Origin of the sequence: Dysgonomonas gadei ATCC BAA-286 (genome assembly GCF_000213555.1) — a bacterium.
GTDB lineage: Bacteria > Bacteroidota > Bacteroidia > Bacteroidales > Dysgonomonadaceae > Dysgonomonas > Dysgonomonas gadei.
The window spans coordinates 267,049-290,213 of the sequence record NZ_GL891985.1 but is presented as its reverse complement, the minus strand read 5'-3'; the positions used below and the strand labels follow the sequence as shown (position 1 = coordinate 290,213).

The following is a 23,165-nucleotide window of genomic DNA, read 5'->3' as shown; positions in this document are numbered from 1 at the left end:
TCACTTTTTCTTTTCGCCTGTGAGTTCTTCCATCTTGCTTATAACTGCACGGATAGGCAAATCTCTTTCCAGAATGATACCGGTCGGTGAAATCAGTATGTTGTAAGGTATTTCACGGATGTAATAGGTGTCGAAAGGTTTTGCGGCCCATCCTCCCTTCACAGGTAATATATTCCATTTTACAGAATCGGCTATATTTTCACTAAGAGGTACCTGTTCTGAATCTTTTACAATGGAAATGAATTCGATATTCTTTTTTTGCTTTTTCAATTCATTGTAGACATCGATTGCATCTTGTTTCTCGTCGCGGCATACATCACATGTGGTAGCAGCAAATAGAAGAAGTACATACTTGCCTCTAAAGTCAGATAATTGCACCGTCTTATCCTGTATATTTTTTATTGAAAATCCCGGAGCATAAGCATTTACTGCCGACAACTTAATTTTATCCCTAAAACTTTTAAGTTCTGCTGTCAGTGGAAAGTCAATGGCTTTGCCTTTCAACAAAGACAGGTTTTCGTCAAGCCGCGGGATGGAAGTCTCATCCTTAAAAAATGTATTTATCAACATTACGCTGGCTATCTTGTCCGGATTTGCTTTTACATATGCGGCTGCTATATTGGATAACTCGAAATTAATGTTTTTTAGTTCCACCACATAATCTTTCACTACCAGGCTGTCTTCGTTTTTAATGTTCTTTTCGGCAGTATTCAATATGTCGGCGCGCGATTTGAGCAAAGTTTTATTTTTTTCCTTGAAGTTCGTTAAATCATCATTTACGTCACCACCCTTTACATCTATCAGGTCGGGATATAGTACGTCGCCTTTAAGCTCTACCTTCCATCCTTTGTTGGCAAGAACGAAAGTGCTTTTTGTATTTTTATTAAAGTACAATGAATATTCTGTCAGTGTATCAATTTCGCTACGGAAAGAAAATTCACCTTTTGCACTGATGGCGACAGTGTCTATAAATACGGAGTCTCCGATCTCATGCGACATGAAAAAATGATCACCTGTTACATTGTCGAGTTTTCCGCTTATTTCAAATTCTTTTGGATTTTTACTACATGACGTGACTATTGAAACAAACAATAGAATAAGTCCGGTGTAGTATAATATATTGTTTTTTAACATATTGTCGTTCTTTAGATAAGGTCGTGGACCTATTTGTTGTTTTTAAATTTAAAATACCACAAGTAGTTAGATTGAAAAATATATCATTAAATACGTTCTTATGCTATGTGTAAATTTCCCTTTCTTATACTTAGTAACGCAAAAGTATAACTTTTATTTCTAAAACGTTTAAAAAAATAAATTGTTCTAAAAAAAAACTAATTCACTGACTGACCTATTGCCACTTTTGATGATAATAAACTATTGAGGTGTAAATCTGTACCTGTCAGATAAATCTGCGACATAGAAATTCACTATCTTTGTTCACTAAAAAATCAGCTATGGGTATGAAAACGAACATGGATCGCAATTCACCAAAGTACAGGATAATTTTGTCATGCGAGTTTCCATCCATCCTTTAAAAATAAAATTATAGTATGAAATTTATTAATTCCTTTTTTTTAGCCATAAGCATTTTGCTTCCAATGAAATCATACAGCCAAGAAATACCCCTGACATTAGAAGACCTGACGCCCGGAGGTAAAACATTCAGCAAGTATCGTGCCGAAATGCCTCGCCAATTGGGATGGTATGGAGATAAACTGACTTACATAAAAGGTGATTCCGTAATGATTGCTCCCAATACAGATAAAGAGAAACCTCAAGTATTGCTTAGCCTTCAGGATATTAATTCAGGTATGGGATTTGATAAAGATGAAGCGCTGAAAAGTTTAAATACGATTCAGTTTATATCTCCACAGTCGAATAATATACTGATTGCCACTCCTGACAAAATATATTTATATGACTTTGTGACAAAAAAGATAATGGCTGCGTTTCTGTCATTAGACGGGATAGATAACCACGAATGGTCTGAAAAAAGCAGAATGCTCGCATATACAAAAGATAATAACCTGTATATACAGGATTCGGAAGGGAAAGAAACGGCCGTAACCAACGAAACAAATACGGGCATTGTCTCCGGGCAATCTGTTCATAGGAACGAGTTCGGTATTAACAAAGGTATATTCTGGTCGCCGGCAGGAAATCTTCTTGCATTCTACCGTATGGACGAAACGATGGTTACCGATTATCCGTTAGTAGATATTTCGGCGCGTATCGCCAAACTGAAAAATATAAAGTATCCGATGGCCGGAATGAAAAGCCATCATGTAACAGTGGGAGTGTACAATCCTGCTACACAGCAAACAGTATATCTGAAAACAGGTACTCCTAAAGAAAAATACCTGACGAATATAGCATGGAGTCCCGATGAAAAAAATATCTATATTGCCGAAGTTAACAGGGGGCAAGATACTTGCATTGTAAGGAGTTACGATGCTGCGAGCGGGAAACTGCAAACGACTTTATTTACTGAAATTCATCCGAAGTATGTAGAGCCTGAAAATCCCGTATTATTTCTGAAGAATGAGCCGTCGAAGTTCTTGTGGCAAAGTGAGCGCGATGGATTTAATCATTTATATCTGTATGATACAACCGGAAAGTTGTTGAAGCAGATTACTTCCGGCAAATGGGATGTTACATCTGTTCTGGGATTCGACGAAAAAGGAGAGAATCTCTTTTATGTATCTACCGAAGTAAGTCCGATAGAAAAGCATATCTATAAACTGAATCTGAAAACAGGAAAGAGAGAGCAACTGTCGAAGGAAGAAGGTGTCCATGACGGCATGCTTAGCGCTTCGGGAAAATTCATCTGCGACAGATACACTTCACAGAATAACCCCGGAAAGGTGACAATTACTGAAACCAAATCGAATAAGTCATATATTTATTATTCAGCAAAGAATCCTTATAGGAATGTGCAGTTGCCCGAGATAACACTGGGTAAGTTGAAAGCGAATGATAATGTGACAGACCTGTATTATCGTCTGGTGAAACCGCTGAATTTTGACCCGAACAAGAAATATCCGGTCATTGTTTATGTATATGGAGGGCCTCATTCCCAAATGGTAGATAATTCATGGATGGGACAGGTAAGAGGATGGGATATATACATGGCTGAAAAGGGCTATGTAGTATTTACGATGGACAACAGGGGCACGTCGAACAGGGGAATAGATTTCGAAAATATAACACATCGCCGGCTTGGAGTGGTGGAGACAGACGATCAGATGACAGGTGTGGAATACCTGAAATCGTTAGCCTATGTAGATGCCGACCGTATAGGAGTACATGGGTGGAGTTATGGCGGGTTTATGACGCTGAACCTGATGCTTCGCCATCCCGAAACATTTAAAGTCGGTGTAGCAGGCGGGCCTGTTACAGATTGGAAGTATTATGAAGTGATGTATGGCGAACGTTATATGGATAGTCCTCAGGAAAATCAGGAAGGATATAAGAATTCCAGCATGGTAGAACGTGCCGGAGACCTTAAAGGCCGCCTGATGCTTATACATGGTGATGAAGACCCTACCGTAGTGATGCAACAGAGCTTGCAATTCCTGCATTCTGCCATTAAAAAGGGTACACATCCCGATTTCTTTATATATCCGGGGCACGGACATAATATGACAGGGCGCGACCGTGTGCATTTGCATGAACACATAACCCGTTATTTTGAGGATTTTTTGAAATAGGAAACGAATCGCTTATGGGTATTATGGGGAATGATTTTAATCAAATAATGTCTTCGAAAACAGCCGAGGAATTAATAAAGATCACTCGAATAAGCAGGGACGATTATCAGTCTGAAGCTTTAGAAGCAGCTGATAGTGAGTTGGCAAAGAGGGAAATTCCGGATCAGGAAATTGAAGATATAATAAAAAGAATAATAGAGGCTGAGGGAAAAGCTATAGAGATAGAGAATAGTACCGTCGGTTCCGGAATAAGATTTCTTAATTTCCTGATCGATTCATTCATATGGTTGATTGCCGTCTTCGTATTGACACTCCCGTTAAATGCACACAGAGGCAGCCAGATGCTGATCGGTTATTTGATCACACTCGCTTCTTATATTTTATATTATGCAGGTTTGGAGATCAAGTTCCAAAAAACATTGGGTAAAATGATTACCAAAACAAAAGTTGTAACGTATAACGGGGAAGCGCCGAGCAATGCCGATATAATAGTAAGGACTCTTTTGAGGATTATTGCTCCGTTCGACATCGTTTCATTTCTTTTTACAAAAAACGGATTTCATGACAGGTTGTCCGGAACGAAGGTAGTAAAAGGATAGTTGACGATATTATGTATGGATTTCCGTTTATATGTTTTATTGGAGCTGCTGTAAGAATGTTATTCTATCGAACTATTGGTAGAAAGAATGTAACTATGAAATATCTTACAGGTAAAGAAGATGAACAGCAGATAACAAGTATAGTATTTGGCTTTCTCTCTATATTTTTATTTGCATTCATTGTATTAAAGTTACTGTAGCTTTTTAACTGTGGCTCACACAGACATCCCATCTGTGTGTTGCGAAGCAAAAAGAACGATTACTTTTTGAGCAAGATACGAACAAAATATCCATGCCAGCAAGGTTTTTTCGTATACCCGTGAATCAGAAGCAGGAAACTTTATCTATATAATAAGCTATTAGCCGTTAGCCGTTAGCTTGTAGTTCTTTGAAGTATTGGGATAAGTAGTAAGTATTAAATGAAGAACAAAAAATTATAGATACAAGTTATTAATTGAAAAAGGTGTAACCTTTGTTACCTTTTGAGTAAACTGTAGGGGCGAATAAACATTCGTCCGCAATCAATATCGGGCGAATGTTTATTCGCCCCTACAAAGAGAATGCAAAACCTGTTAAGTTTGTCACTTTTTTATGAAAGAGATGCTTCGCTCTGTCTGACAAGCTAATTATTAATTTTTCATTCTTAATTATTAATTGTTTTCTGTGTTACCTTTGTTACTTTTTAACCATACACTGTTAACGAATATAAAAATGACAAGTAAAAAAATAGAAGAAAAGTTGTCAGATGTGTCAGGTTTTAATAGAATGTAGTTAATAAATGCAAATATTGCAATGGGTTATAAATTGAACATTGCGACTTACGTTTTTGCGTGAGAATACTGTTTGCCATCTACTGTAAAAAATGTGTTACCTTTGTTACCTTTTAATGGTTGAAAGTTGTAAATGTACCATTGATAGAAATGTTTTTATTAGAAAAATATATATCCGGATTGGAATAGAATAATAACATGTATAAAATAAGTAAACAATTTTCGTTTTCCGCTTCACATATACTCGAGGGTTTGCCTCTCGAGCATCCCTGTTCGCGACTGCACGGGCACAATTATGTGATCACGGTACACCTGCAGGCAAAGCAGTTGAATACCGTAGGATTTATAAAAGACTACAGAGAGCTCGATAGCGTGAAGCAGTATATTGACAATACACTCGACCACAGGCACCTGAATGATATATTACCATTCAATCCGACAGCCGAGAATATGGCAAAGTACCTGTATGATATTTTCAAAAAGGACATTCCCGAGCTATATGCGATAGAAGTATCCGAAACCCCTAAAACAACAGCCATCTATGAAGCTGATAGTGAATGAGATTTTCTATTCGCTGCAAGGTGAAGGGGGGCGTACGGGTGAAGCGTCTGTATTTATCAGGCTTACAAAGTGCAACCTGGCATGCAGTTTCTGCGATACTGATTTTGCTGATGGTGACGAAATGAGCGTGGACGAAATACTGGAAGCTATCAGTGTCTATCCATGCAAGTGGATCATATGGACCGGCGGTGAGCCTACCATCCAGTTAAGGGATGCTCATCTGGCTGTATTCCGCGAACACGGATATAGGCAGGCAATAGAGACAAATGGTACGCGAAGGGTACCTTCATTGATAGATTATATCACCTGTAGCCCTAAGCAGGACTATGAAACAATAAAGAACCGGATTCCTTTTGTCCATGAGATCCGTATGCCTATACAGGCAGGAGATCCGGTGCCGGATATCTCGGTATTTCCAAAAGCCGATAATTACTTTCTGAGTCCTGTATTCGATGCAGATAAAATCAATCTGGAGAATGTCGCCTATTGTGTGGAGCTTATAAAACTGCACCCTCAGTGGCGGCTCAGCCTGCAAACGCACAAACTGATACATATCGAGTAGTAAGAATGGAAAGATTTGAATTGGATATATTGGGTTGTGGCTCTGCCACACCTACAACTTTACACAATCCATCATCTCAGGTGCTGAATATCAGGGAGAAATTATATATGATAGATTGCGGGGAGGGAACTCAGCTGCAATTCAGGCGTAGCAAACTGCGTTTTGGGCGTCTTAACCATATATTTATCTCACATCTGCACGGAGACCATTGTTTTGGTCTTATCGGACTGATATCTACATTGGGGCTTCTGGGACGAACGGGTGCTCTTGTAATACATACTGTTGCCGGACTTGAAAATACACTTCGCCCCGAAATCGACTTCTTCTGTAAGGACAACCCTTTTGAGGTTAAAATAGAAGTATTCAATCCGAAAGTAAGCGAAGTTATTTACGAAGACAGGTCCGTTTCAGTGAAAACGATACCACTCGTGCACAGAGTGCCTTGTGCGGGATTCCTCTTTGAGGAGAAGCAAAAAGAGGCGCATCTGCTACCTGATATGATTAAATTCTACAATATACCGATAAGGGAGTTGGCGAAAATAAAACAGGGAGCTGATTTTGTTACCGAAGATGGTAAAGTTGTACCTCATGAAAGACTAACAACTCCCGCCGAACCTGCGCGTTGCTATGCTTACTGCTCCGATACGGCTTATAGTGAGAAGATTATACCTGTCATTGAGGGTGTGGATCTGCTTTATCACGAAGCTACATTCGCTGATACGGATAAGTCCCGTGCTAAAGAGACAGGCCATTCGACCGCCGGGCAAGCCGCACAAATAGCAAAGATGGCAAATGTGAAGAAGTTGATGCTGGGTCATTTTTCGGCCCGCTATCCTGATAATAATATTTTACTGGAAGAGGCCAGGGCGGTATTTGCAAACACTGTACTTGCTAACGAAGGACTTCGTGAAAAATTGTGAAAGCCCTTATTTTTTTTAGTCTTTTTATTCTTTTATAAGGTTTAATGCCTATATTTGTGAATATTAGGAATAATAGATACATGGTAAATTTGAGAAACATACTATTCCTTGTATTGTTTGGTGGAGCCACTTTCTCTGCACATGCGGGAGAGACGGACTTTCCGTCAAATATTTTTGTGTCCGAACCTCAGCAGACTACAGATAAAACAATGAATCTGATTGTTGAAGTTAATGGTGGTACGGTCAGGATTCCGTTGGAGAATGTTCCTACATCGGGCTATCTTGAAGTATATAGTATTCTGGGTGTAAAGGTCACCAGTGTCAATCTGAAGACGTGTATCGGAACTTGTCCTCTCGAGTTACCTAAAGGACTTTATATAATAAAGGCGGGAAAAGTAGCACAGAAGATAGTTGTCAGATAATAAAAGATTACAATATAATAGGAGAGCCATTCGGAAGAGTGGCTTTTTTATTCATTGGGTCACAGCCTATTTAGTGAGAGATACCTCCACTTCCATAATGCCTCCCCAGGGATCACCTGCCATCATATTTTCATGGATGGATAGTTTGCAGATTCCATCGGAAGGTATACTGTAACTTAGATTCCGGTCGAAAGGTCCATCCATGCTGCCATTAGGAAGTGTTATCTGAGAGAATCTGATGTTCGCGAGTGAGTCTGTGGAATATAGTTGAGCGGTAATCTTTTTGTAGCCTTTGGATTCGAATTCGACATAAATGATCTGGTTCTTTTTCTTGTGTATAGCTACCTTGCCCTTTCCGTTGACTACATTCAGGCGGATAATTCCGTTACCGGATGGAATCATTGCCGGAATGTTCTCTATCTTTTCTGCCGGTTTATCGGTACTGGTTTGCAGACTGTCTTTCTTTGTTGAGAAGGAACATGCATAGGAAAGTAAACAGATTACGATTATGGGTATGATTGATTTGATCATAATGATAAAAAGGTTTCAATTACAGATACTCATACTAAGATAACAATACCCGGATGGCATTTGTTTGTAGATGTATAGAAAAAGGATGACCCGTTGAGATCACCCTTTTATATATTTCATCCCTCTTTTATGTCGTCAGAACTGATACATGAAGCCGACAGATACCACAAATTGTGAGTAGTTCTTGATAAGGGCTTCTTTTGCTTCAATCTGGATAAATGTATTGTCGTCCAGGGAGACTTGTCCTCCGAGACCTAAATTTAATCCTATGCGGTTATTTGAATATTTAGGGTCATCGGAATTAGATCTGCCCGGATCGTAAGTCCAACGAGTTAAATTCAGTCCGGCGAGAGGGTATAGAGATACGGTTTCTGAGGCACTGAAAACATAATGTCCGTCGGCGTTGATCCCGAATGCACTGAGGTTGTGCCTGTCTATATAGTATTTATATTCGGCAGTTCCTCTCAGGTGGCTGGTAAAACCATATTGTGCCCGGAGGCCTATTCCTAATGATTCTACTTTCGAGCCGTAATTGAGGCTTCCGGCAAATGAAAGCTTTCCGGTCTGATCTTGAGCTGAAGCCGTAGTTATTGCAGATAAACAAATAGTTAAGATAATTAGGATTTTCTTCATAGGCATTCTATTTGTGTGTATTATTAATTGGTTTCGTAAGCAAAGATATGAATTTTTAAAAGAAGGGAGGCTCGGTTTTGTTTCTTGTCATAGGAATATAGCGCACCATCTGTCGAATTGCCGGACGGAAGTTTCTCCGAATTTGGACAGGCTTTGCCGCACTTTGTCTATCGGCCGTTCCTCTCCCAGCCGGGTTTTGGAGAAGAAACAATCTGCAAAGCATATTAGCTTCTCTTCGATGCTCACAGGACGCATATCTCTGTGAGGCACGGGCATATTATTCTCAATAATTTCCTCAAGTGATATTCCTGTACCGGTATGTCTTTCGCACACAAGTGCGTGCATAGGGTATCCGGCATTCTCTACAATTACACGTCCGAGATAGCCATGTGCTACATAAGGCTCTATGCCGAAGCATTTTATAGAAGGTGCATTTGTCATAAAGATGCCGATGTCGTGGAGCATGCCGGCTTCGCTTACAAACTTGCTGTCAATATTCAGTTCCGGATGATTTGCAGCTATGGATAAAGCCTTGTTGGTAACATCGGTACTGTGCTGTACCAAGATATTGTACAGATCCGAGTCTTTTTTATAATATTTTTCGATTATAGCTAGCGTATTCATATAGCATTCGGTCTTTTTTCGTATAAAAATAAGTAAGTTTGTAAAACGGCTTTTCACTTTCAAAACAGTCAGATAAATGAAAAAGTTTTATATATTTTCCCTTACACTTATATGTCTCATCTCAAATATAACGGTTTTTGCTCAATCCTTGTCGTTAGGTGCAGACAGGCTTGATGTTTTATTACCTGCAATCAAAGATAAAAAAATTGCTTTAATAGTTAATCAAACTTCCGTATTATCTAATGGGACACACCTGTTAGATACACTTTTATCTCACAAGATACATATAACCAAGATTTTTGCTCCCGAACATGGTTTCCGGGGAAATGCAGATGCGGGAGAGAAGATAGTGGATGGTAAAGATACCAAGACCGGAACTCCTGTCATTTCCCTGTATGGGAAAAATTATAAACCGACGGCAGATCAGTTGAAGGATACGGATATACTTATTTTCGACATACAGGATGTCGGAGCACGTTTTTATACATACATTAGTACAATGCATTATGTAATGGAGGCATGTGCCGAGAACGGGAAAGAATGTATTGTCCTGGATCGTCCCAATCCCAATGATCGTATTGACGGGCCTGTTTTGGACTTAAAATATAAGTCATTCGTGGGTATGCATCCGATTCCCGTTCTGCACGGACTTACTGTGGGTGAATTAGCCCGGATGATAAACGGTGAAGGCTGGCTGAAAGGTGGAATAAAATCTGATCTGAAAGTGATCCCAATGACCGGATGGAATCATGGGGCTTATTACTTTCTTCCTGTAAAACCATCACCTAATTTACCAAATGACTGGGCAGTAGGTTTATACCCCTCCCTCTGTTTTTTTGAAGCTACAAATGTGAGTATCGGACGTGGTACCGATTTCCCTTTTCAGGTAGTGGGAACCCCTAATCCGAAATATGGAAAGTTTTCCTTTACTCCACGGCCCAATGAGGGAAATAAAAGCCCGTTGAATGTCAATAAGACTTGTTACGGACTTGATTTAAGGAAGTATAAATATCAGCCCGGACTTGATTTGAGATTCCTGATAGACTTTTATAAAAAATCTGAACTGGGTGCTGCATTTTTTACAAATCCTAGATTTATGGATCTATTGGCCGGTACGAATGCCCTAAGATTGCAGATTATTAAAGGTGTGTCGGCAGAAGATATTTATAGAACATGGGAAAAAGACCTGATTAAATATAGAACAATGCGGGAGAAATATTTGTTGTATGCAGATTATTAACTACATCACAAAATAAGGGATATGGCAGATAACGATAATAGATGTCCGCTTTGCGGAAAAAGCACAAACGAAGGAGAAACCTTCTGTGGCGACTGTCAGGAAATTGCTCAAAATGCATATCCGGAGGAATTACTATATAATAAAGACGATTCTGAATCTATGTTTATAGAAGAGGAGAAGGCTGCACCGGAGGAGGAAGAGGATACGTCTTATAACGAAAAGCCAATAGAGAACAGTGTAGAGGAAAATTTGAAGCGGGTTTCCCTTTCGAAAAGCAATAAGAAATTATTTGTTTTTGTTGCTATAGGATTAGTGTTTATGCTCTTGTTAGGTATAGGGGGGCTTTTTGTGAAGAATAAAGACGAGGAGGCAACGGAATCTCGATACTGGAATAAATGCATTGAGGAAAACACACCTTTAAGTTATTCCAAATATCTGGTTCATTATCCCGAAGGGAGATACAGTAACGAAGCTCAGAATAAAATCATGCAACTACGGGAGCAGGAACGAAATGAATGGGAGTCTCTTCGCAAATCGGGGAATGTAGATGCTCTTTTTTCTTTTTTGGCAGACCATCCGCAAACGCCATATGAAAGGCGAATAAAACATGTAGTGGATTCTCTTAGTTGGCTTCAGGCAATAGAACAAAATACGCCTGATGCTTATCAGGCTTATCTCGATAATGTAAAAATAGGTCGTTATGCAGGAGAATATGAGGATGTAGCAAAACAGAAGTATGAATATCTCAGCCAGCTCAAGGTCATTGAAGCGGACGAACTAAAAAATGTAGAGAAAGTATTGTCCGACTTCTTTAAAGCTCTTTCGTCCGTGAATAATAAAGATATACAAAAGAGTTCCGCATCGGTGTTGCTTAAGTTCTTTGATATGCAAAACCAACCTAATACCGTTATTGCAGATTCTATAAAGGCAGCTCTTAAACTCAAGAAAATAAAAAGTGTTTCGTATAAATTGCCATCTGATTTTCCTGAAGTCATAAAGGATAACAAAGGGGTTTACTTTACATCGCTCCTTATAAAGACAGAAACTACATTTACCGATAGGAAAAAGAAGAAAGAAATCTCAGAGCATGCCTTCAATATAGAGCTGAACGGAGAGAAGCAAATCCGGGCGGTGTATCGGAAAGAAAAGTAATTGTTTTATGAAAGCTCCAAACCGAATTCGTCTTTCAACCGGCGTAGGCTTTCATTCTCTTCCATCATCAGATTGAATTTCTCTGCTGGTGTAAAGGCAAGTTTCTTCTCATTATCCTCACTTATACGAACTTGCATTTTTATGTGAGTATTGCGAAGCTGGGTTCTCAATTTTATCAGAATATCCATTCTGTGTTCTAACAACCGTTGCTCCTGTACGGGATTATTTACCACAACCTCAAATAATGTATTTTCTATAAGATTTGGCAGGCAGTTGAGCATTGTGTTCTTTAGATGATGTTCCTCAGTAAGGGCTTCTGCAAATGCTTTCCATTCATTGATAAGTTGGAGAGGGGTGAATCTTTCATTTAAAGATTCGACTTTCACTTCCACTTTAGCTTCTTCTTCCTTTTTCTGTCCAAAAGCTGATATGGAGATACCTAATCCCCCGGCTGACATCGGCTTTGGGGTACTTGTGGTTGGGGTACTGCTTGCAGGCTGAGGCGTACTTGGAATATTTCTTGTAACAGGTGCTGGTGCAGGCCGGCTGTTTTGGGACTGCGGAACTGTCTGATTTGTTGGAGGAGTCTGTTTGGCCTCCTGTTTCGAAAATATAGGATCAATTACCTGCTTTTTTTTTTGATCTTCCAAACCTGTCTGAGGGGAAGATAGTTGACATAGTCGTATGACGGTCAGATCGGATAGTAACCGCTTGTTTCGGCTTAGCCTGTAATTGAGGTCACTTTCATTGACTATATCTATTGCCTTGTAGAGAAATTCGTTGTTGCATTTTCTGGCGGTCTCAATGTATCTGTCCCGGATAGAAGCACCGACTTCAAACAACTCAGCCGTTTTCGGGTCTTTGCATAGAAGCAGGTCTCTGAAATGAGAGGCAATGCCAGTTATGACATTATTGCCGTCAAAGCCTTTACTCAATATTTCATTTAATATGAGCAGCCCGTCCACAACATTGTTGGCAAGGATACAGTCAGTAAGCCTGAAATAGTATTCATAATCCAGTACATTCAGGTTTTCTATGACTGCCTTGTATGTTACATTTCCTCCTGTGAAACTAACTACCTGATCAAAAATGGATAATGCATCACGCATTCCCCCATCGGCTTTTTGGGCCAGTACATTCAAGGCTTCCGGCTCTGTCTGTACATTTTCCTGAGACGCTACATATTGGAGATGCTCTACAGTATCTTTAATTGTAATGCGGCTGAAGTCATATATTTGGCAACGTGACAAAATAGTAGGCAGTATTTTATGCTTCTCCGTTGTTGCAAGGATAAAGATAGCATGATGCGGAGGCTCTTCCAACGTTTTAAGGAAAGCATTGAATGCTGCTTGCGAAAGCATGTGTACCTCGTCGATGATATATACTTTGTATTTTCCGATTTGCGGAGGTATACGCACCTGTTCTATCAATGAACGGATATCGTCTACCGAGTTGTTGGATGCGGCATCGAGTTCGTGGATGTTAAAAGAACGCTGTTCGTTGAACGCCACACAAGATTCGCATTGATTGCATGCTTCGCCGTCTGCTGCCGGTGAAAGGCAATTGATAGTTTTAGCGAAGATACGGGCACAGGTTGTTTTTCCTACTCCACGCGGACCGCAGAACAGGTAGGCATGTGCCAGTTTCCCTGAAGCAATCGCATTTTTGAGAGTAGTGGTCAATGCGCGTTGCCCGACAACCGAGTTGAACGTCATAGGGCGGTATTTGCGTGCTGAAACTATATAGTTATCCATCTCAATTTCTTCTTTAGCAGGACAAAGCTATGAAAAAAAACGGAAAGAAAAAAGCTAAAGTTTACCCGAAAGCATTAACTTAAAAATTGTATGTCTGTTCCGAATTTCCGGGTCTTTTTCAGACTTATATGATCTTATTTTTGTCAAAAATTCCATTTTTTGCATATAAAGCATTGTTATTAGAAAAATAATTATACCTTTGTACCCGCTAACGCAATTAGCTACGCGGATGTGGCGTAATTGGTAGCCGCGCCAGACTTAGGATCTGGTGCCGTGAGGCGTGGGGGTTCGAGTCCCTTCATCCGCACTCAAAGAGACAATTTGGTAATTTTTCCATTTTGTCTCTTTTTTCTTTTATATAAGTGGAAAAAACATTCTATTTTATATATCTCATACAGATATATAAATTTGAAAAAGTAAATTGTAAATAGTTATTGAAATTATTTTTATAAAAAAGAAAAAACGTTACTGGACTGCAACCTTCGATTATATATTCTTTTAATAATTAAAGCAATACTATTTTGCTAAATCAAACATTTCAAAATTTTGATGAGTCCTAAGACCTTGGATTCGATTGCTTGTCATGTAATCTATCTGTTTGAGGATATCATACATGCTATCTTCTTTATAATATGATATAAAAATATTCTTTCGACTTCTATCCATGAAATTATTTATAGCAGCAGCCTTAAAAAACTGTTCGAAATAATGATGGTCAGTTTCTCCTAAAGAATATCCTAAGAATATAATATCTTTTGCATTAGATAAAATTTTATCAATATCATATATTTTGTTCCATATGCAAGTCGATTTTTTCAAAAAAACATCACTTGCATTAATTCTTGCATTATCTTCTACACCAAAAACAATTCTGTTCTCTTTAGCAGTACCATGCACCTTGATAACTTTATGATTTAAATTTTTCTTATATAAAAGATATTCAATACTTAATGTATAATTAAAATTGAAAATTAATAGTCTTTCAAATTTCTCTGTGAGAATTTCATAAGCTTGGGATGTTTCATCTATATTATCTACATATGACATATCTATGTTATTCAAATAATCGCATAAAGATTTACACAAAGATTGATATTCTTGTCTAAATATATTTCTATTAGAATCTTTATATATTGACTTCGAGTATTCTTTCAGTTCATTTTCAATATCTATCCAATTATTTAGTTCATGTTGATTTTTTAGATATATACAAAGCTGATTGTTTGCCTTTAGTAAGTTACTGAAAGCATCACTTACTATAAAATCCTGATAACCTGTTTTTAAACCTAAATTTAAATCAAATCCATTCCCTGTTATCAAAATTGTGTCATAATCATTATTAGTCATACATTTGTGTGTTTTAGATTCCTTTTCAAATATAGCTATAATAACAATAAGTTAATTATGGCTTTGGAATCCACTCTTTCAACTCATAAATTAAATCTAAATCATCGAGAATAGAACGCCTAAGGGTAGGATAATTCTTTTATGCATCATCTCACCATATCCATAAAATTAATATACTTCATAAACTCAATAACTTTCACAAAATCCTCTATAAGTGTTCGATAATCTGATACCTTATCGCACAGAGAGCGACAAATTGAAGATTTTTTCTTTTTGTCGCTTTTTTCATTCTTAATAACCCCTTCTTTCCATATAGATAATTTTATTTAAACTTCATCAAATAAAATAAGGAGGTAGGCGTAAAAAAGCATAAAGAATGCAAGACAAAATATATCTTTGTAATCAAATTAATGATGATTAGATATGAATATTACAATAAAATCACTAGAGGACATGGATCAGGCCGCTATCGAATTCGTAAAATCGATGGGAGATAATACCGTCTTTGCATTCCGTGGCGAAATGGGTGCGGGTAAGACTACCTTTATCAAAGCCATCTGCGAGAAATTGGGTGTGTCAGATACTATAAACAGCCCTACATTCGCCATCGTCAACGAATACCGTTCCGATAGTGGAGAGTTGATTTACCATTTCGACTTCTACCGGATCAACAAAGTGGAAGAGGCTTTCGATTTCGGCTACGAAGATTATTTCTACAGCGGTAGCCTCTGTTTTATCGAGTGGCCCGAACTGATTGAGAACCTCCTGCCGGCCGATACAGTGAATGTCAGTATCAAAGTCTTGGAAGATGGCAGTAGAAGTGTAGTAGTTGGTGCCTAGTGTTCAGGTTCTTTAAAAGAAGATAAGAAGGGACAGGCTGTATAGTCTGTCCCTTTGTATTTTAAGTTTTCTATATCACACCGTAGCTTCCACTTTCTTGAGGAAGTCTTTGCGCATCTCGTCGGTACCTGTGGAGGTGTGTTCGCAATTGAGCCATGTGGCATTGTTGATACCTACCGAATAGAGCATGTTAGGAATAAAATAATCCTGAACGAAAGGCTTGAATATTTCGCCGGCACTCTCCGATGTTGTGATTACTGTAGCCCGTCCGATTTTGAGCAATGGAGTCCATCCATTTTCATAGCTGAAAGCAAAACCTTGAAGAAGTACTTTATCAAAAAAGCCTTTCAGTATAGCAGGCATTGTTCCCCACCAGATTGGATATATGAATATAGCCTCATCAGATTTATTCAGCATCTCCTGATATTTCAGAACGAGCGGGTCGATAGCCTTTCCCTGATTATATACTGCAAGTTCCGCTTCTGAAAATGAGGGGTTGAATTTATCTTTAGGGAGGTCGATAACCTGATAAGCCTTGTTTTGTTGTTCGAATTTTGCTGTAATTGTGTCTAAAATAGCTTTGTTAAAGCTACCATGCCATGGGTGGCTGAATACGATTGTTACCATTATTATGTTTAATTTATTTATAGAGTTGTTGATTATCAATATTACTTAACCTGCAACATTGACCTTTATTCCTAATTCTTCGATACGTTTTGCGATTTCCTTTAACTTCTCCACAGAAACTTTCTCAAGATTCTTTTCGGGTGTTTCCCTGTCGATCGTATATATCATCACTTCGCGAGGATTTGTTTCTTTTACTATTTGCAGCCATGCCGAGATTTCCTCTTCTGTGGTATTGTCCACAGTTTTTCCATTGTGACTCCCTGTTACAAACATTGTTTGCATAATAAAATTGCCTTTGAAACGCTTAAATAGCTCCTTTTGTTTTTCGACGCTGTATTCCGGTGAGTTGGGGCGATCTATCAGGCGTATAGTTTCCAGTATACCTGAGTCGAGCTTAAGTATATTATTGTCTACCTTTTCCAGCGCGTCAAAAACCTTCTGCTTTCCTGCATGCATGGCATTGGACAGCACGCTGATCTTTGCTTTGGGGAAATATTTGTCCCGTAATTCTATCGTATCGTCTATGATTCCGGCAAATTGAGGATGCATAGTCGGCTCGCCGTTTCCTGCGAAGGTGATAACGTCAATATCGGCATTTTCTTCGCGGAGCCGGATAAGTTTATCTTCAAGCGCAGCCTTTACATTTTCCCGGTCGGGAAGTTTTGTTCTCGTCCTGAAGTCTTTGTTGTACCCGCATTCACAGTAGATGCAGTCGAATGAACACAGCTTACCGTCGTAGGGGAGGAGGTTCATCCCCAGCGAACTGCCGAGACGCCGGCTGTGTATAGGTCCGAAAACTATTTCGTGGAATAATATAGTTGACATTAGTTTGTTCTATTAAAAAAATAATTTAGCATTATCAATGTTCAAAAAACCTGACAAAGTTGACACTTTTTACACTATTTTCCAATTGTCAACTTTTGCGCCCTTTGCGTTAAAAGAGTTAGTTATTGGAGTGTACTATTTTTGTTAAAATCTGACATATCTGACATTTTTGAATCAGTTAACAGTAGCTGACGCATCAGTGGCCTATCTCTAGAAAAAGTTACAAAAGTTACATTTTTTACACTATTTTTCATTACTAGCTTTCCTTTCTCCGACTGTTCACTGTTCACCGATTTAAGTATAGATAAACTTCCCCAATAAATATACATCATCATATAATCCAACTCACACCATACATAATCAATATATACCGCAACAATTTACCCGAGAACATTGCTACATTGACAATATATATATTTGCCCGCATATAACCCAAAGCCAGTGCGATGATATCACCCACAACAGGCATGAAACTGAAAAAGGCCATTATCGCACCTTTCCCTTCCAGCCATTGCTGCATCTTTTCTATCTTGCCCCGGTCTACTTTCAGGTATTTTTCTATCCATTCTATTTTTCCCAGACGACCGAGATAATAGTTGGTCATACCTCCCAGCCAGTTACCTACTGAGGCTACAATGACACATCCCCAGGCATTCATCCCTATAGCCAACAGTCCGGCAAAGACAAATTCCGACCCGAACGGCAGAATAGTTGCCGCCAGGAAAGATGCCAGAAAAAGGCCGATATAACCATATTCGACGAAGCCGTCAAGCATGCATCTTGTAGTATATGAAGAGGGCGAAAAGGGGTGCTATTATACACAGGCCTATGCCTGCTTTTTTTACCCACGATTCAGTTTTCAGGCTTTCTTCGTCATATTTGGCCTTGCGCATGAGCGAGCGGGGGCTGATAATCATAAAGATGCCGAAAATGAGCATGAATATGGCGTATATGTAATCCCAGTTAGAATATTGCATTGCATTACGTTTTAAATGGTTTCTTTCTTCTTTGTATAAGAATATAAATACATAATGCAAATATAGCGAGAATGGAAATACCGAAGCTCACTTTTTGAATAATTGTACCTTCGTAATATACTTTCACATTACCCGTTTCATTCACAGGTATCTGTATAAGCCCGTGTGTGCTTTGTGTGATGGGTAAGTCTTTGTTGTTCAGTAATGCTGTGTAGCCTTTATAATAAATTAGGGGAAGGGTCAGGCTATCAGCTTCTGCAATATTTACAGTAAACTTTAATATTGTGTCTTCCCTTTTAAATCTGGAAATTTTGGAGTCTGCATTGTTTACACTGATACTATCTCCTCTGTCATGGATATAGAAAATGGACGGGACTTTTGCCGGGAGGTATTCTCCTCCTATGATATAATAAGAATTATGAATAGTCGGTTCTTCTGTTAAATACTCTTCCTCCCATGGGGACACTTTTCCCTCTGTATATTCCCGTTCGAAGTGATTTATATAATTTATAGTTGATAGAAAAGAAAGGATAATAACAACAGTACAGGTTACTATGCGATTTCGCTGAGATGTGACAATTTGAGATAAATAAAATCCTCCGGCAATAGCAAAGGAAAAACTTGAAAATTCGAGCCATCTCCAAGGGAACTGGATGAATTGGAAGAATTGCAGATAGGGTGAACTCCACGGAAACAGGTAGGTAGTAGTAAAAATAAGAAATATACCGATGATAACGATAATATCTGTCATGTACAGTTTCTCGGATTTCTCTTTAACAAAGAAGCGTAACAAAATGGGGGCAAAGAGAAGAACTCCAATACCGCTTCCATAAATTACCATTCTGTTTTGAAATACAATTCCTCCAAGCAGACCTTTTATCAATGCGCTGATTGCTAACTGTCCCCTCCATAGTTCGCCCACATGAGAATTGAACTTGAAACTATTTGAACTGATTTGCTCTAACATCGGGATTATGTAAGAAGCAACAATAGGCAAACTAATCAGTCCTGACAGGATGAGGAACAGTAGTCTTTTAGGGTTATCCAAAAAAGATTTATAAGAAATAACACAGAATAATAAAATGAGGATAAAGATGAGTACGGAAGATATCAAATGAGTATATATCATCAGAGAAATTCCGATTGTAAGAATATACCATTTCTTGTAATCTCCTTTCAGTATCTCATATAAGCCCAAAAATACGATAGGGACAAAAGTAAAAGAAAGGATTTCACCCAATGCAGCGCGATGATATATGTCGAACATCCGGTACAGGCAAAAAGTAAATAAGATAGCACTGATTACGGCTGTAAAAGGACTATTGTAGATTCTTTCTGCTAACTTATATGTGAAAACTCCGCATAGAAATGTAGCTGTAAATAACATCAGATTATAAGCAAACAATGCACCTGTAAATATTCCAATAAATGCGAAAGGCAATAAGATAAGATCGGGGTAAAACGATTTTACATTATAACCATAACTTTCTATGAGCGTAGTGTCGATATAAAAAGGATATTGACCATCAGATAGAGCTTGTATCAAAACATTGAAGCGTCTGAGATGAAAATAGTAATCTACGCCCGGATAATCGGATGCAAGGGTGTAGTAGAGTGTTGCTAGTAACGAGATGAGGAAAAAGAATACTAAAAATATCCTGAATTTTGTCTTTCTATCTATGTGCTTTATTGTCATTCTTACGTTTTTTTGTGATCCAAATGTATATAATGAGGCATAGAATGCTAAGAATACTCAGATAGAAGCTCACTTTCTGAATAATTGTACCTTCGTAATATACTTTCACATCACCTGTTTCATTTACAGGTATCTGTATAAGTCCGTGTGTACTTTGTGTGATTGGTAATTCCTTGTCATTCAGTAGAGCTGTGTAACCTTTGTAATAGAAGAGTGGGAGTTCCAGCGAGTCTGTGCTTTGCGTATTTATCCTGATATTCAGTATATGCTTGTCCCGGCTGTGGCTTTCAATCGCCGTATTTCCATTTATGGAAGCAATATTGTCGCCTCTGAGAAGAATGTGGTAGGCAGATTCTACTTTATCGGGAACATATTCTGCTCCGTTCAGGTAGAAAAAATTGCTTGCTTCAGGCCTTTCATTTGTTTGCCCGATATGGGTATGCATAATCCTGTAATTATCGTTGTGCATATATATTACTATGGCAGTACATAGGATAACAGCTAAAACCACGATGAAACGGGCTTTTTCTTTCACAAATATCCTCGACAGATAATATCCCCCTGCCACAGCAAAGAAAAAGGTCACCAACAGATACAACCGTCCCGGATACTGGATAAAAGACAACAGGGTGAACGGAAACCGTCCCCACGGGAATAACTGCGAAGATGCAAAAATATAGAACAACCCGATAAGCAGCCCGATATCCACACTTTTCAGCATTTCCGATTTACCCCTGATAAAGAAACGAAGCAGAATAACCGAAGTCAGCAAAACACCGATACCTACTATCGATATATCGTCCCGGTAATAGAATCCGCTCACCAATCCCCAGAAAACATAATCGAGGGGTATCTTGGCATTGGCAGGCAGCGTCCAATTGTTGGTCTCATAGCGGTATGTGTTTGCCTGCATCTGCTCCCATAGCGGAAATATATAGACTGCTGTAATGGCTAAGGTGACAATTCCCGCGAGAATGAGGTAAGCGAATCTTTTGGGTTCTTTTATCAATGGTTTACAGTAGAAAATAAGTACTATCACCACTGTAATAAATGTGAGAACCGTAGAGATAACATGTGAAAAAATAAGCAGACTGAAACCAATGGCAATAATATACCATTTCTTATAATCGCCTTTAATTATATGGTAAAGTCCCAGAAATACCAGGGGAATAAATGTAAAGGCAAAGACTTCGCCCATGGCACCACGGTTGTAAATATCATAGAAGCGATAGACGGAGAATGTATAGAGTATCCCTGCAACAAAAGCTGCAAACGAACTCTTATATATTGTTTTCACCGCCGAATACATGAATATTCCGCAAAGAATGGTCATGGTAAACAGCATCACTTCAAAGGAATTGTACGAACCTATAAGGATACCCAGTGTAGCAAAAGGGATCAATATTACATCGGAGTAGAATACCTTGCTCAGATAGCCGTAATTGAGTGCCGCAGCATAGTCTATATAATGAGGAAAAGTTCCTTCCCGAAGCGCGGTAATCAGTGCCTCGAAACGTTTCAGGTGAAAGTAATAGTCATAGCCCGGATGCTCGTACACCGCGCCGAAGACTTCTGTCATATAAAATGAAAGAAGTATCAATGTGGTAAAGAAAACCCAGAAATGGGATTTCTTATTCGCAGCTATGGTTGCTATAAGACTATTTATTTTATTCATCATTTGTTTACATCACTCCGTTTGCGATTAGAGACAAAGATATATATTATCAGCCCAATAGTGCTCAATATGGAAATATACCAGCTATATTGCTGTGTGGCTGTCCATCTGTAAACGACCTCTATTTGCCCCGATTTACCGGCTTCAATCTGTACCAATCCGTTTTCACTTTCAGTAACGGGCATTCCATTCTTTTTATCTAAATATGAGGCTTCGTATCCTTTGTAATATACCAATGGCAGTTCCAATTTACTCGGATTCTTTATATCTATATCAAATGAAGTTACACCTTCTTTTCTTGTAAAATTAGAGATGACAGTTTCTTCATTTTTCGATATCACTATATCTCCCCGCTCATGTATATAATGGTGTGACGGCACATTTACAGGAAGATATTCCAGTCCGCCCAGATAATATTCATTGTCTACCGAGGCAACTCCTGTGAACCAATGCGGAGCTTCACTTATGGCCAGTGATTGCCAGTATTTATAATTGTTATTGTTTACAATGAAAGTAATAAGAGTAAAAAGGACAATCACACTTCCCGCAACAATCTGCTGTTTTCTGTTTCTTACTATCACAGATAAGTAATATGCTCCGCCGATAGCAAAGAAAAATATAATAAATTCATACAACCGCCACGGGAACTGGATGAATCCGAGTGGCAGCCGTCCCCAAGGGAAAACAGCGGAAGCAATGACAAGCAGAATAATCCCGGTTAAAAGGCAAAAATCAGCGACCTTGACAGATGAATTCTTCTCTTTTACAAACAACCTTAATAGTACAAGTAAGATAAGCAACGGGCCTGTGCCGGCCATATTTTCAGTTTTGGGATATAATATTCCGCTAAGAAATCCCCAGCCGAGGTCTTGCAAACCGAGTTTGGTTTGTCCGGTTATGTTTTCTTTTGTGCTGTAATAGAATGTATTGGATGTCATTTGTTCCAGCAGTGTCAGTATATAGCTGCTTACGATAGGTAGGGTAATTATTGCAGCCAGTGCTAAGTAGCCTATCCGCTTGGGCTCTTTTATCAGTGGTTTATAGCAGATGATGACAATAAGGGCAAGGGTAATAAAGGTAAGGAAAGATGATAGCAGATGTGTATAAATAAGCAGGCTATATCCGATTGTCAGCAAATACCATTTTCTGTAATCACCCTTTATGATGTGGTAAAGCCCGAGGAATATAATAGGCAGGAACGTGAATGAAAGCGATTCGCCCAGAGCTGCACGGTTATACCAGTCGAACAGATGATAAGCCGAAAATGTATATAGAATTGCGCTTACCGATGCTACGAATGTATTCCTGAATACTGTATTCACTGCAATATATGTGAACAATCCGCAGAGGAATGTCATGGTAAAAATCATCACATTATATGCTGCGATTGTCCCTGTGAGGATACCCAATGCCGCAAACGGCAATATTATTAGGTCGGGATAAAATCCTTTGGTGAAATAGCCGTAGCCTTCAAGAGCGTTGTAGTCTAAGTAAATAGGGTAATTACCCAATTTCAACGCATCAATCAGCACATTGAACCTCCCTATGTTGAAGAAATAGTCGTGTCCCGCGTATGCCAATACAGGCCCGAACCAACATACCATAAACAGGGATAAGGCAAATAATAATGACAGGAATGTCCAAAATGAATATTTACTGTCTGTTTTTATGTCGTTTACACTATTCATTCACTATTTCTA

General features: G+C 38.7%; 22 protein-coding genes and 1 tRNA gene. 10 read left to right on the top strand and 13 right to left on the bottom strand.

Annotated features, from left to right (window positions below; translation table 11 throughout):
- Positions 1–1,134 (bottom strand): redoxin domain-containing protein, encoded by a 1,134-nt coding sequence (locus HMPREF9455_RS13850; RefSeq protein ID WP_006800338.1) that lies wholly within the window; start codon positions 1,132–1,134, stop codon positions 1–3.
- 416 nt (positions 1,135–1,550) lie between these two features.
- Here HMPREF9455_RS13850 and HMPREF9455_RS13845 point away from each other — a divergent pair, with 416 nt between their 5' ends.
- The 6 genes from HMPREF9455_RS13845 to HMPREF9455_RS13820 all read left to right on the top strand — a co-directional run bounded on the left by HMPREF9455_RS13845 (position 1,551) and on the right by HMPREF9455_RS13820 (position 7,544).
- Positions 1,551–3,710: a S9 family peptidase gene (locus tag HMPREF9455_RS13845; protein WP_006800337.1), complete on the top strand. Its 2,160-nt coding sequence runs from the start codon at positions 1,551–1,553 to the stop codon at positions 3,708–3,710.
- A gap of 47 nt (positions 3,711–3,757) precedes the next feature.
- Complete coding sequence (locus HMPREF9455_RS13840; protein WP_157256604.1) at positions 3,758–4,309, top strand: RDD family protein; 552 nt, start codon at positions 3,758–3,760, stop codon at positions 4,307–4,309.
- A gap of 968 nt (positions 4,310–5,277) precedes the next feature.
- Complete coding sequence (queD, locus tag HMPREF9455_RS13835; protein WP_006800335.1) at positions 5,278–5,640, top strand: 6-carboxytetrahydropterin synthase QueD; 363 nt, start codon at positions 5,278–5,280, stop codon at positions 5,638–5,640.
- Entirely contained in the window at positions 5,621–6,202 is a 582-nt protein-coding gene (locus HMPREF9455_RS13830; protein ID WP_006800334.1) for a 7-carboxy-7-deazaguanine synthase QueE, read from the top strand. Before queD ends, HMPREF9455_RS13830 begins: the two co-directional genes overlap by 20 nt.
- Positions 6,203–6,207: 5 nt before the next feature.
- A complete protein-coding gene (locus HMPREF9455_RS13825) occupies positions 6,208–7,122 on the top strand; it encodes a ribonuclease Z (RefSeq protein WP_044216294.1) in 915 nt (304 codons plus the stop codon).
- A gap of 80 nt (positions 7,123–7,202) precedes the next feature.
- Positions 7,203–7,544 carry a hypothetical protein gene (locus tag HMPREF9455_RS13820; RefSeq protein WP_006800332.1) on the top strand — a complete coding sequence of 114 codons (342 nt, stop codon included), beginning with the start codon at positions 7,203–7,205 and terminating at the stop codon, positions 7,542–7,544.
- 66 nt (positions 7,545–7,610) lie between these two features.
- Here the strand turns inward: HMPREF9455_RS13820 and HMPREF9455_RS13815 are convergent, their stop codons facing one another.
- The 3 genes from HMPREF9455_RS13815 to HMPREF9455_RS13805 form a co-directional block, all read right to left on the bottom strand.
- On the bottom strand, positions 7,611–8,075 hold the full coding sequence (locus HMPREF9455_RS13815; RefSeq protein ID WP_006800331.1) for a hypothetical protein: 465 nt from the start codon (positions 8,073–8,075) through the stop codon (positions 7,611–7,613).
- 135 nt (positions 8,076–8,210) lie between these two features.
- Positions 8,211–8,708, bottom strand: coding sequence for an outer membrane beta-barrel protein (locus HMPREF9455_RS13810; protein ID WP_157256603.1), 498 nt, complete (start codon positions 8,706–8,708; stop codon positions 8,211–8,213).
- A gap of 87 nt (positions 8,709–8,795) precedes the next feature.
- Positions 8,796–9,332, bottom strand: coding sequence for an HDIG domain-containing metalloprotein (locus tag HMPREF9455_RS13805; RefSeq protein WP_006800329.1), 537 nt, complete (start codon positions 9,330–9,332; stop codon positions 8,796–8,798).
- A gap of 76 nt (positions 9,333–9,408) precedes the next feature.
- Between HMPREF9455_RS13805 and HMPREF9455_RS13800 the strand changes: the two genes are divergently transcribed.
- Together HMPREF9455_RS13800 and HMPREF9455_RS13795 are read left to right on the top strand one after the other, a co-directional pair.
- On the top strand, positions 9,409–10,572 hold the full coding sequence (locus HMPREF9455_RS13800; protein ID WP_006800328.1) for an exo-beta-N-acetylmuramidase NamZ family protein: 1,164 nt from the start codon (positions 9,409–9,411) through the stop codon (positions 10,570–10,572).
- A gap of 21 nt (positions 10,573–10,593) precedes the next feature.
- On the top strand, positions 10,594–11,724 hold the full coding sequence (locus HMPREF9455_RS13795) for a hypothetical protein (protein WP_006800327.1): 1,131 nt from the start codon (positions 10,594–10,596) through the stop codon (positions 11,722–11,724).
- Between the two features lie 5 nt (positions 11,725–11,729).
- Here the strand turns inward: HMPREF9455_RS13795 and HMPREF9455_RS13790 are convergent, their stop codons facing one another.
- The gene (locus tag HMPREF9455_RS13790; protein WP_006800326.1) at positions 11,730–13,478 is read right to left on the bottom strand and encodes a DNA polymerase III subunit gamma/tau; all 1,749 of its coding nucleotides are present in this window, start codon (positions 13,476–13,478) and stop codon (positions 11,730–11,732) included.
- A gap of 225 nt (positions 13,479–13,703) precedes the next feature.
- On the opposite strand from HMPREF9455_RS13790, the gene HMPREF9455_RS13785 reads away from it, so the two are divergent.
- Positions 13,704–13,785 (top strand) — tRNA-Leu (locus HMPREF9455_RS13785).
- A 209-nt stretch (positions 13,786–13,994) separates the two neighbouring features.
- Here HMPREF9455_RS13785 and HMPREF9455_RS13780 read toward each other — a convergent pair.
- Complete coding sequence (locus HMPREF9455_RS13780; RefSeq protein WP_006800325.1) at positions 13,995–14,825, bottom strand: AbiH family protein; 831 nt, start codon at positions 14,823–14,825, stop codon at positions 13,995–13,997.
- A gap of 423 nt (positions 14,826–15,248) precedes the next feature.
- Between HMPREF9455_RS13780 and tsaE the strand changes: the two genes are divergently transcribed.
- Positions 15,249–15,665: a tRNA (adenosine(37)-N6)-threonylcarbamoyltransferase complex ATPase subunit type 1 TsaE gene (gene tsaE / locus HMPREF9455_RS13775; protein ID WP_006800324.1), complete on the top strand. Its 417-nt coding sequence runs from the start codon at positions 15,249–15,251 to the stop codon at positions 15,663–15,665.
- A gap of 75 nt (positions 15,666–15,740) precedes the next feature.
- On the opposite strand, the gene HMPREF9455_RS13770 is transcribed toward tsaE, so the two are convergent.
- The 7 genes from HMPREF9455_RS13770 to HMPREF9455_RS13735 all read right to left on the bottom strand — a co-directional run bounded on the left by HMPREF9455_RS13770 (position 15,741) and on the right by HMPREF9455_RS13735 (position 23,153).
- Positions 15,741–16,292, bottom strand: coding sequence for an NAD(P)H-dependent oxidoreductase (locus HMPREF9455_RS13770; RefSeq protein ID WP_006800323.1), 552 nt, complete (start codon positions 16,290–16,292; stop codon positions 15,741–15,743).
- Between the two features lie 45 nt (positions 16,293–16,337).
- Positions 16,338–17,117: a radical SAM protein gene (locus tag HMPREF9455_RS13765; protein WP_006800322.1), complete on the bottom strand. Its 780-nt coding sequence runs from the start codon at positions 17,115–17,117 to the stop codon at positions 16,338–16,340.
- 331 nt (positions 17,118–17,448) lie between these two features.
- Positions 17,449–17,892, bottom strand: a complete 444-nt coding sequence (locus tag HMPREF9455_RS13755) for a YqaA family protein (RefSeq protein ID WP_006800320.1) — start codon at positions 17,890–17,892, stop codon at positions 17,449–17,451.
- Entirely contained in the window at positions 17,885–18,094 is a 210-nt protein-coding gene (locus tag HMPREF9455_RS13750; protein ID WP_006800319.1) for a hypothetical protein, read from the bottom strand. Before HMPREF9455_RS13750 ends, HMPREF9455_RS13755 begins: the two co-directional genes overlap by 8 nt.
- A 4-nt stretch (positions 18,095–18,098) precedes the next feature.
- Positions 18,099–19,790 (bottom strand): 6-pyruvoyl-tetrahydropterin synthase-related protein, encoded by a 1,692-nt coding sequence (locus tag HMPREF9455_RS13745; RefSeq protein WP_006800318.1) that lies wholly within the window; start codon positions 19,788–19,790, stop codon positions 18,099–18,101.
- Positions 19,768–21,468 (bottom strand): YfhO family protein, encoded by a 1,701-nt coding sequence (locus HMPREF9455_RS13740; RefSeq protein ID WP_052303094.1) that lies wholly within the window; start codon positions 21,466–21,468, stop codon positions 19,768–19,770. Before HMPREF9455_RS13740 ends, HMPREF9455_RS13745 begins: the two co-directional genes overlap by 23 nt.
- Complete coding sequence (locus HMPREF9455_RS13735; RefSeq protein ID WP_006800316.1) at positions 21,465–23,153, bottom strand: hypothetical protein; 1,689 nt, start codon at positions 23,151–23,153, stop codon at positions 21,465–21,467. The genes HMPREF9455_RS13740 and HMPREF9455_RS13735 overlap by 4 nt, the downstream gene beginning before the upstream one ends.
- Between the last annotated feature and the right edge of the window lie 12 nt (positions 23,154–23,165).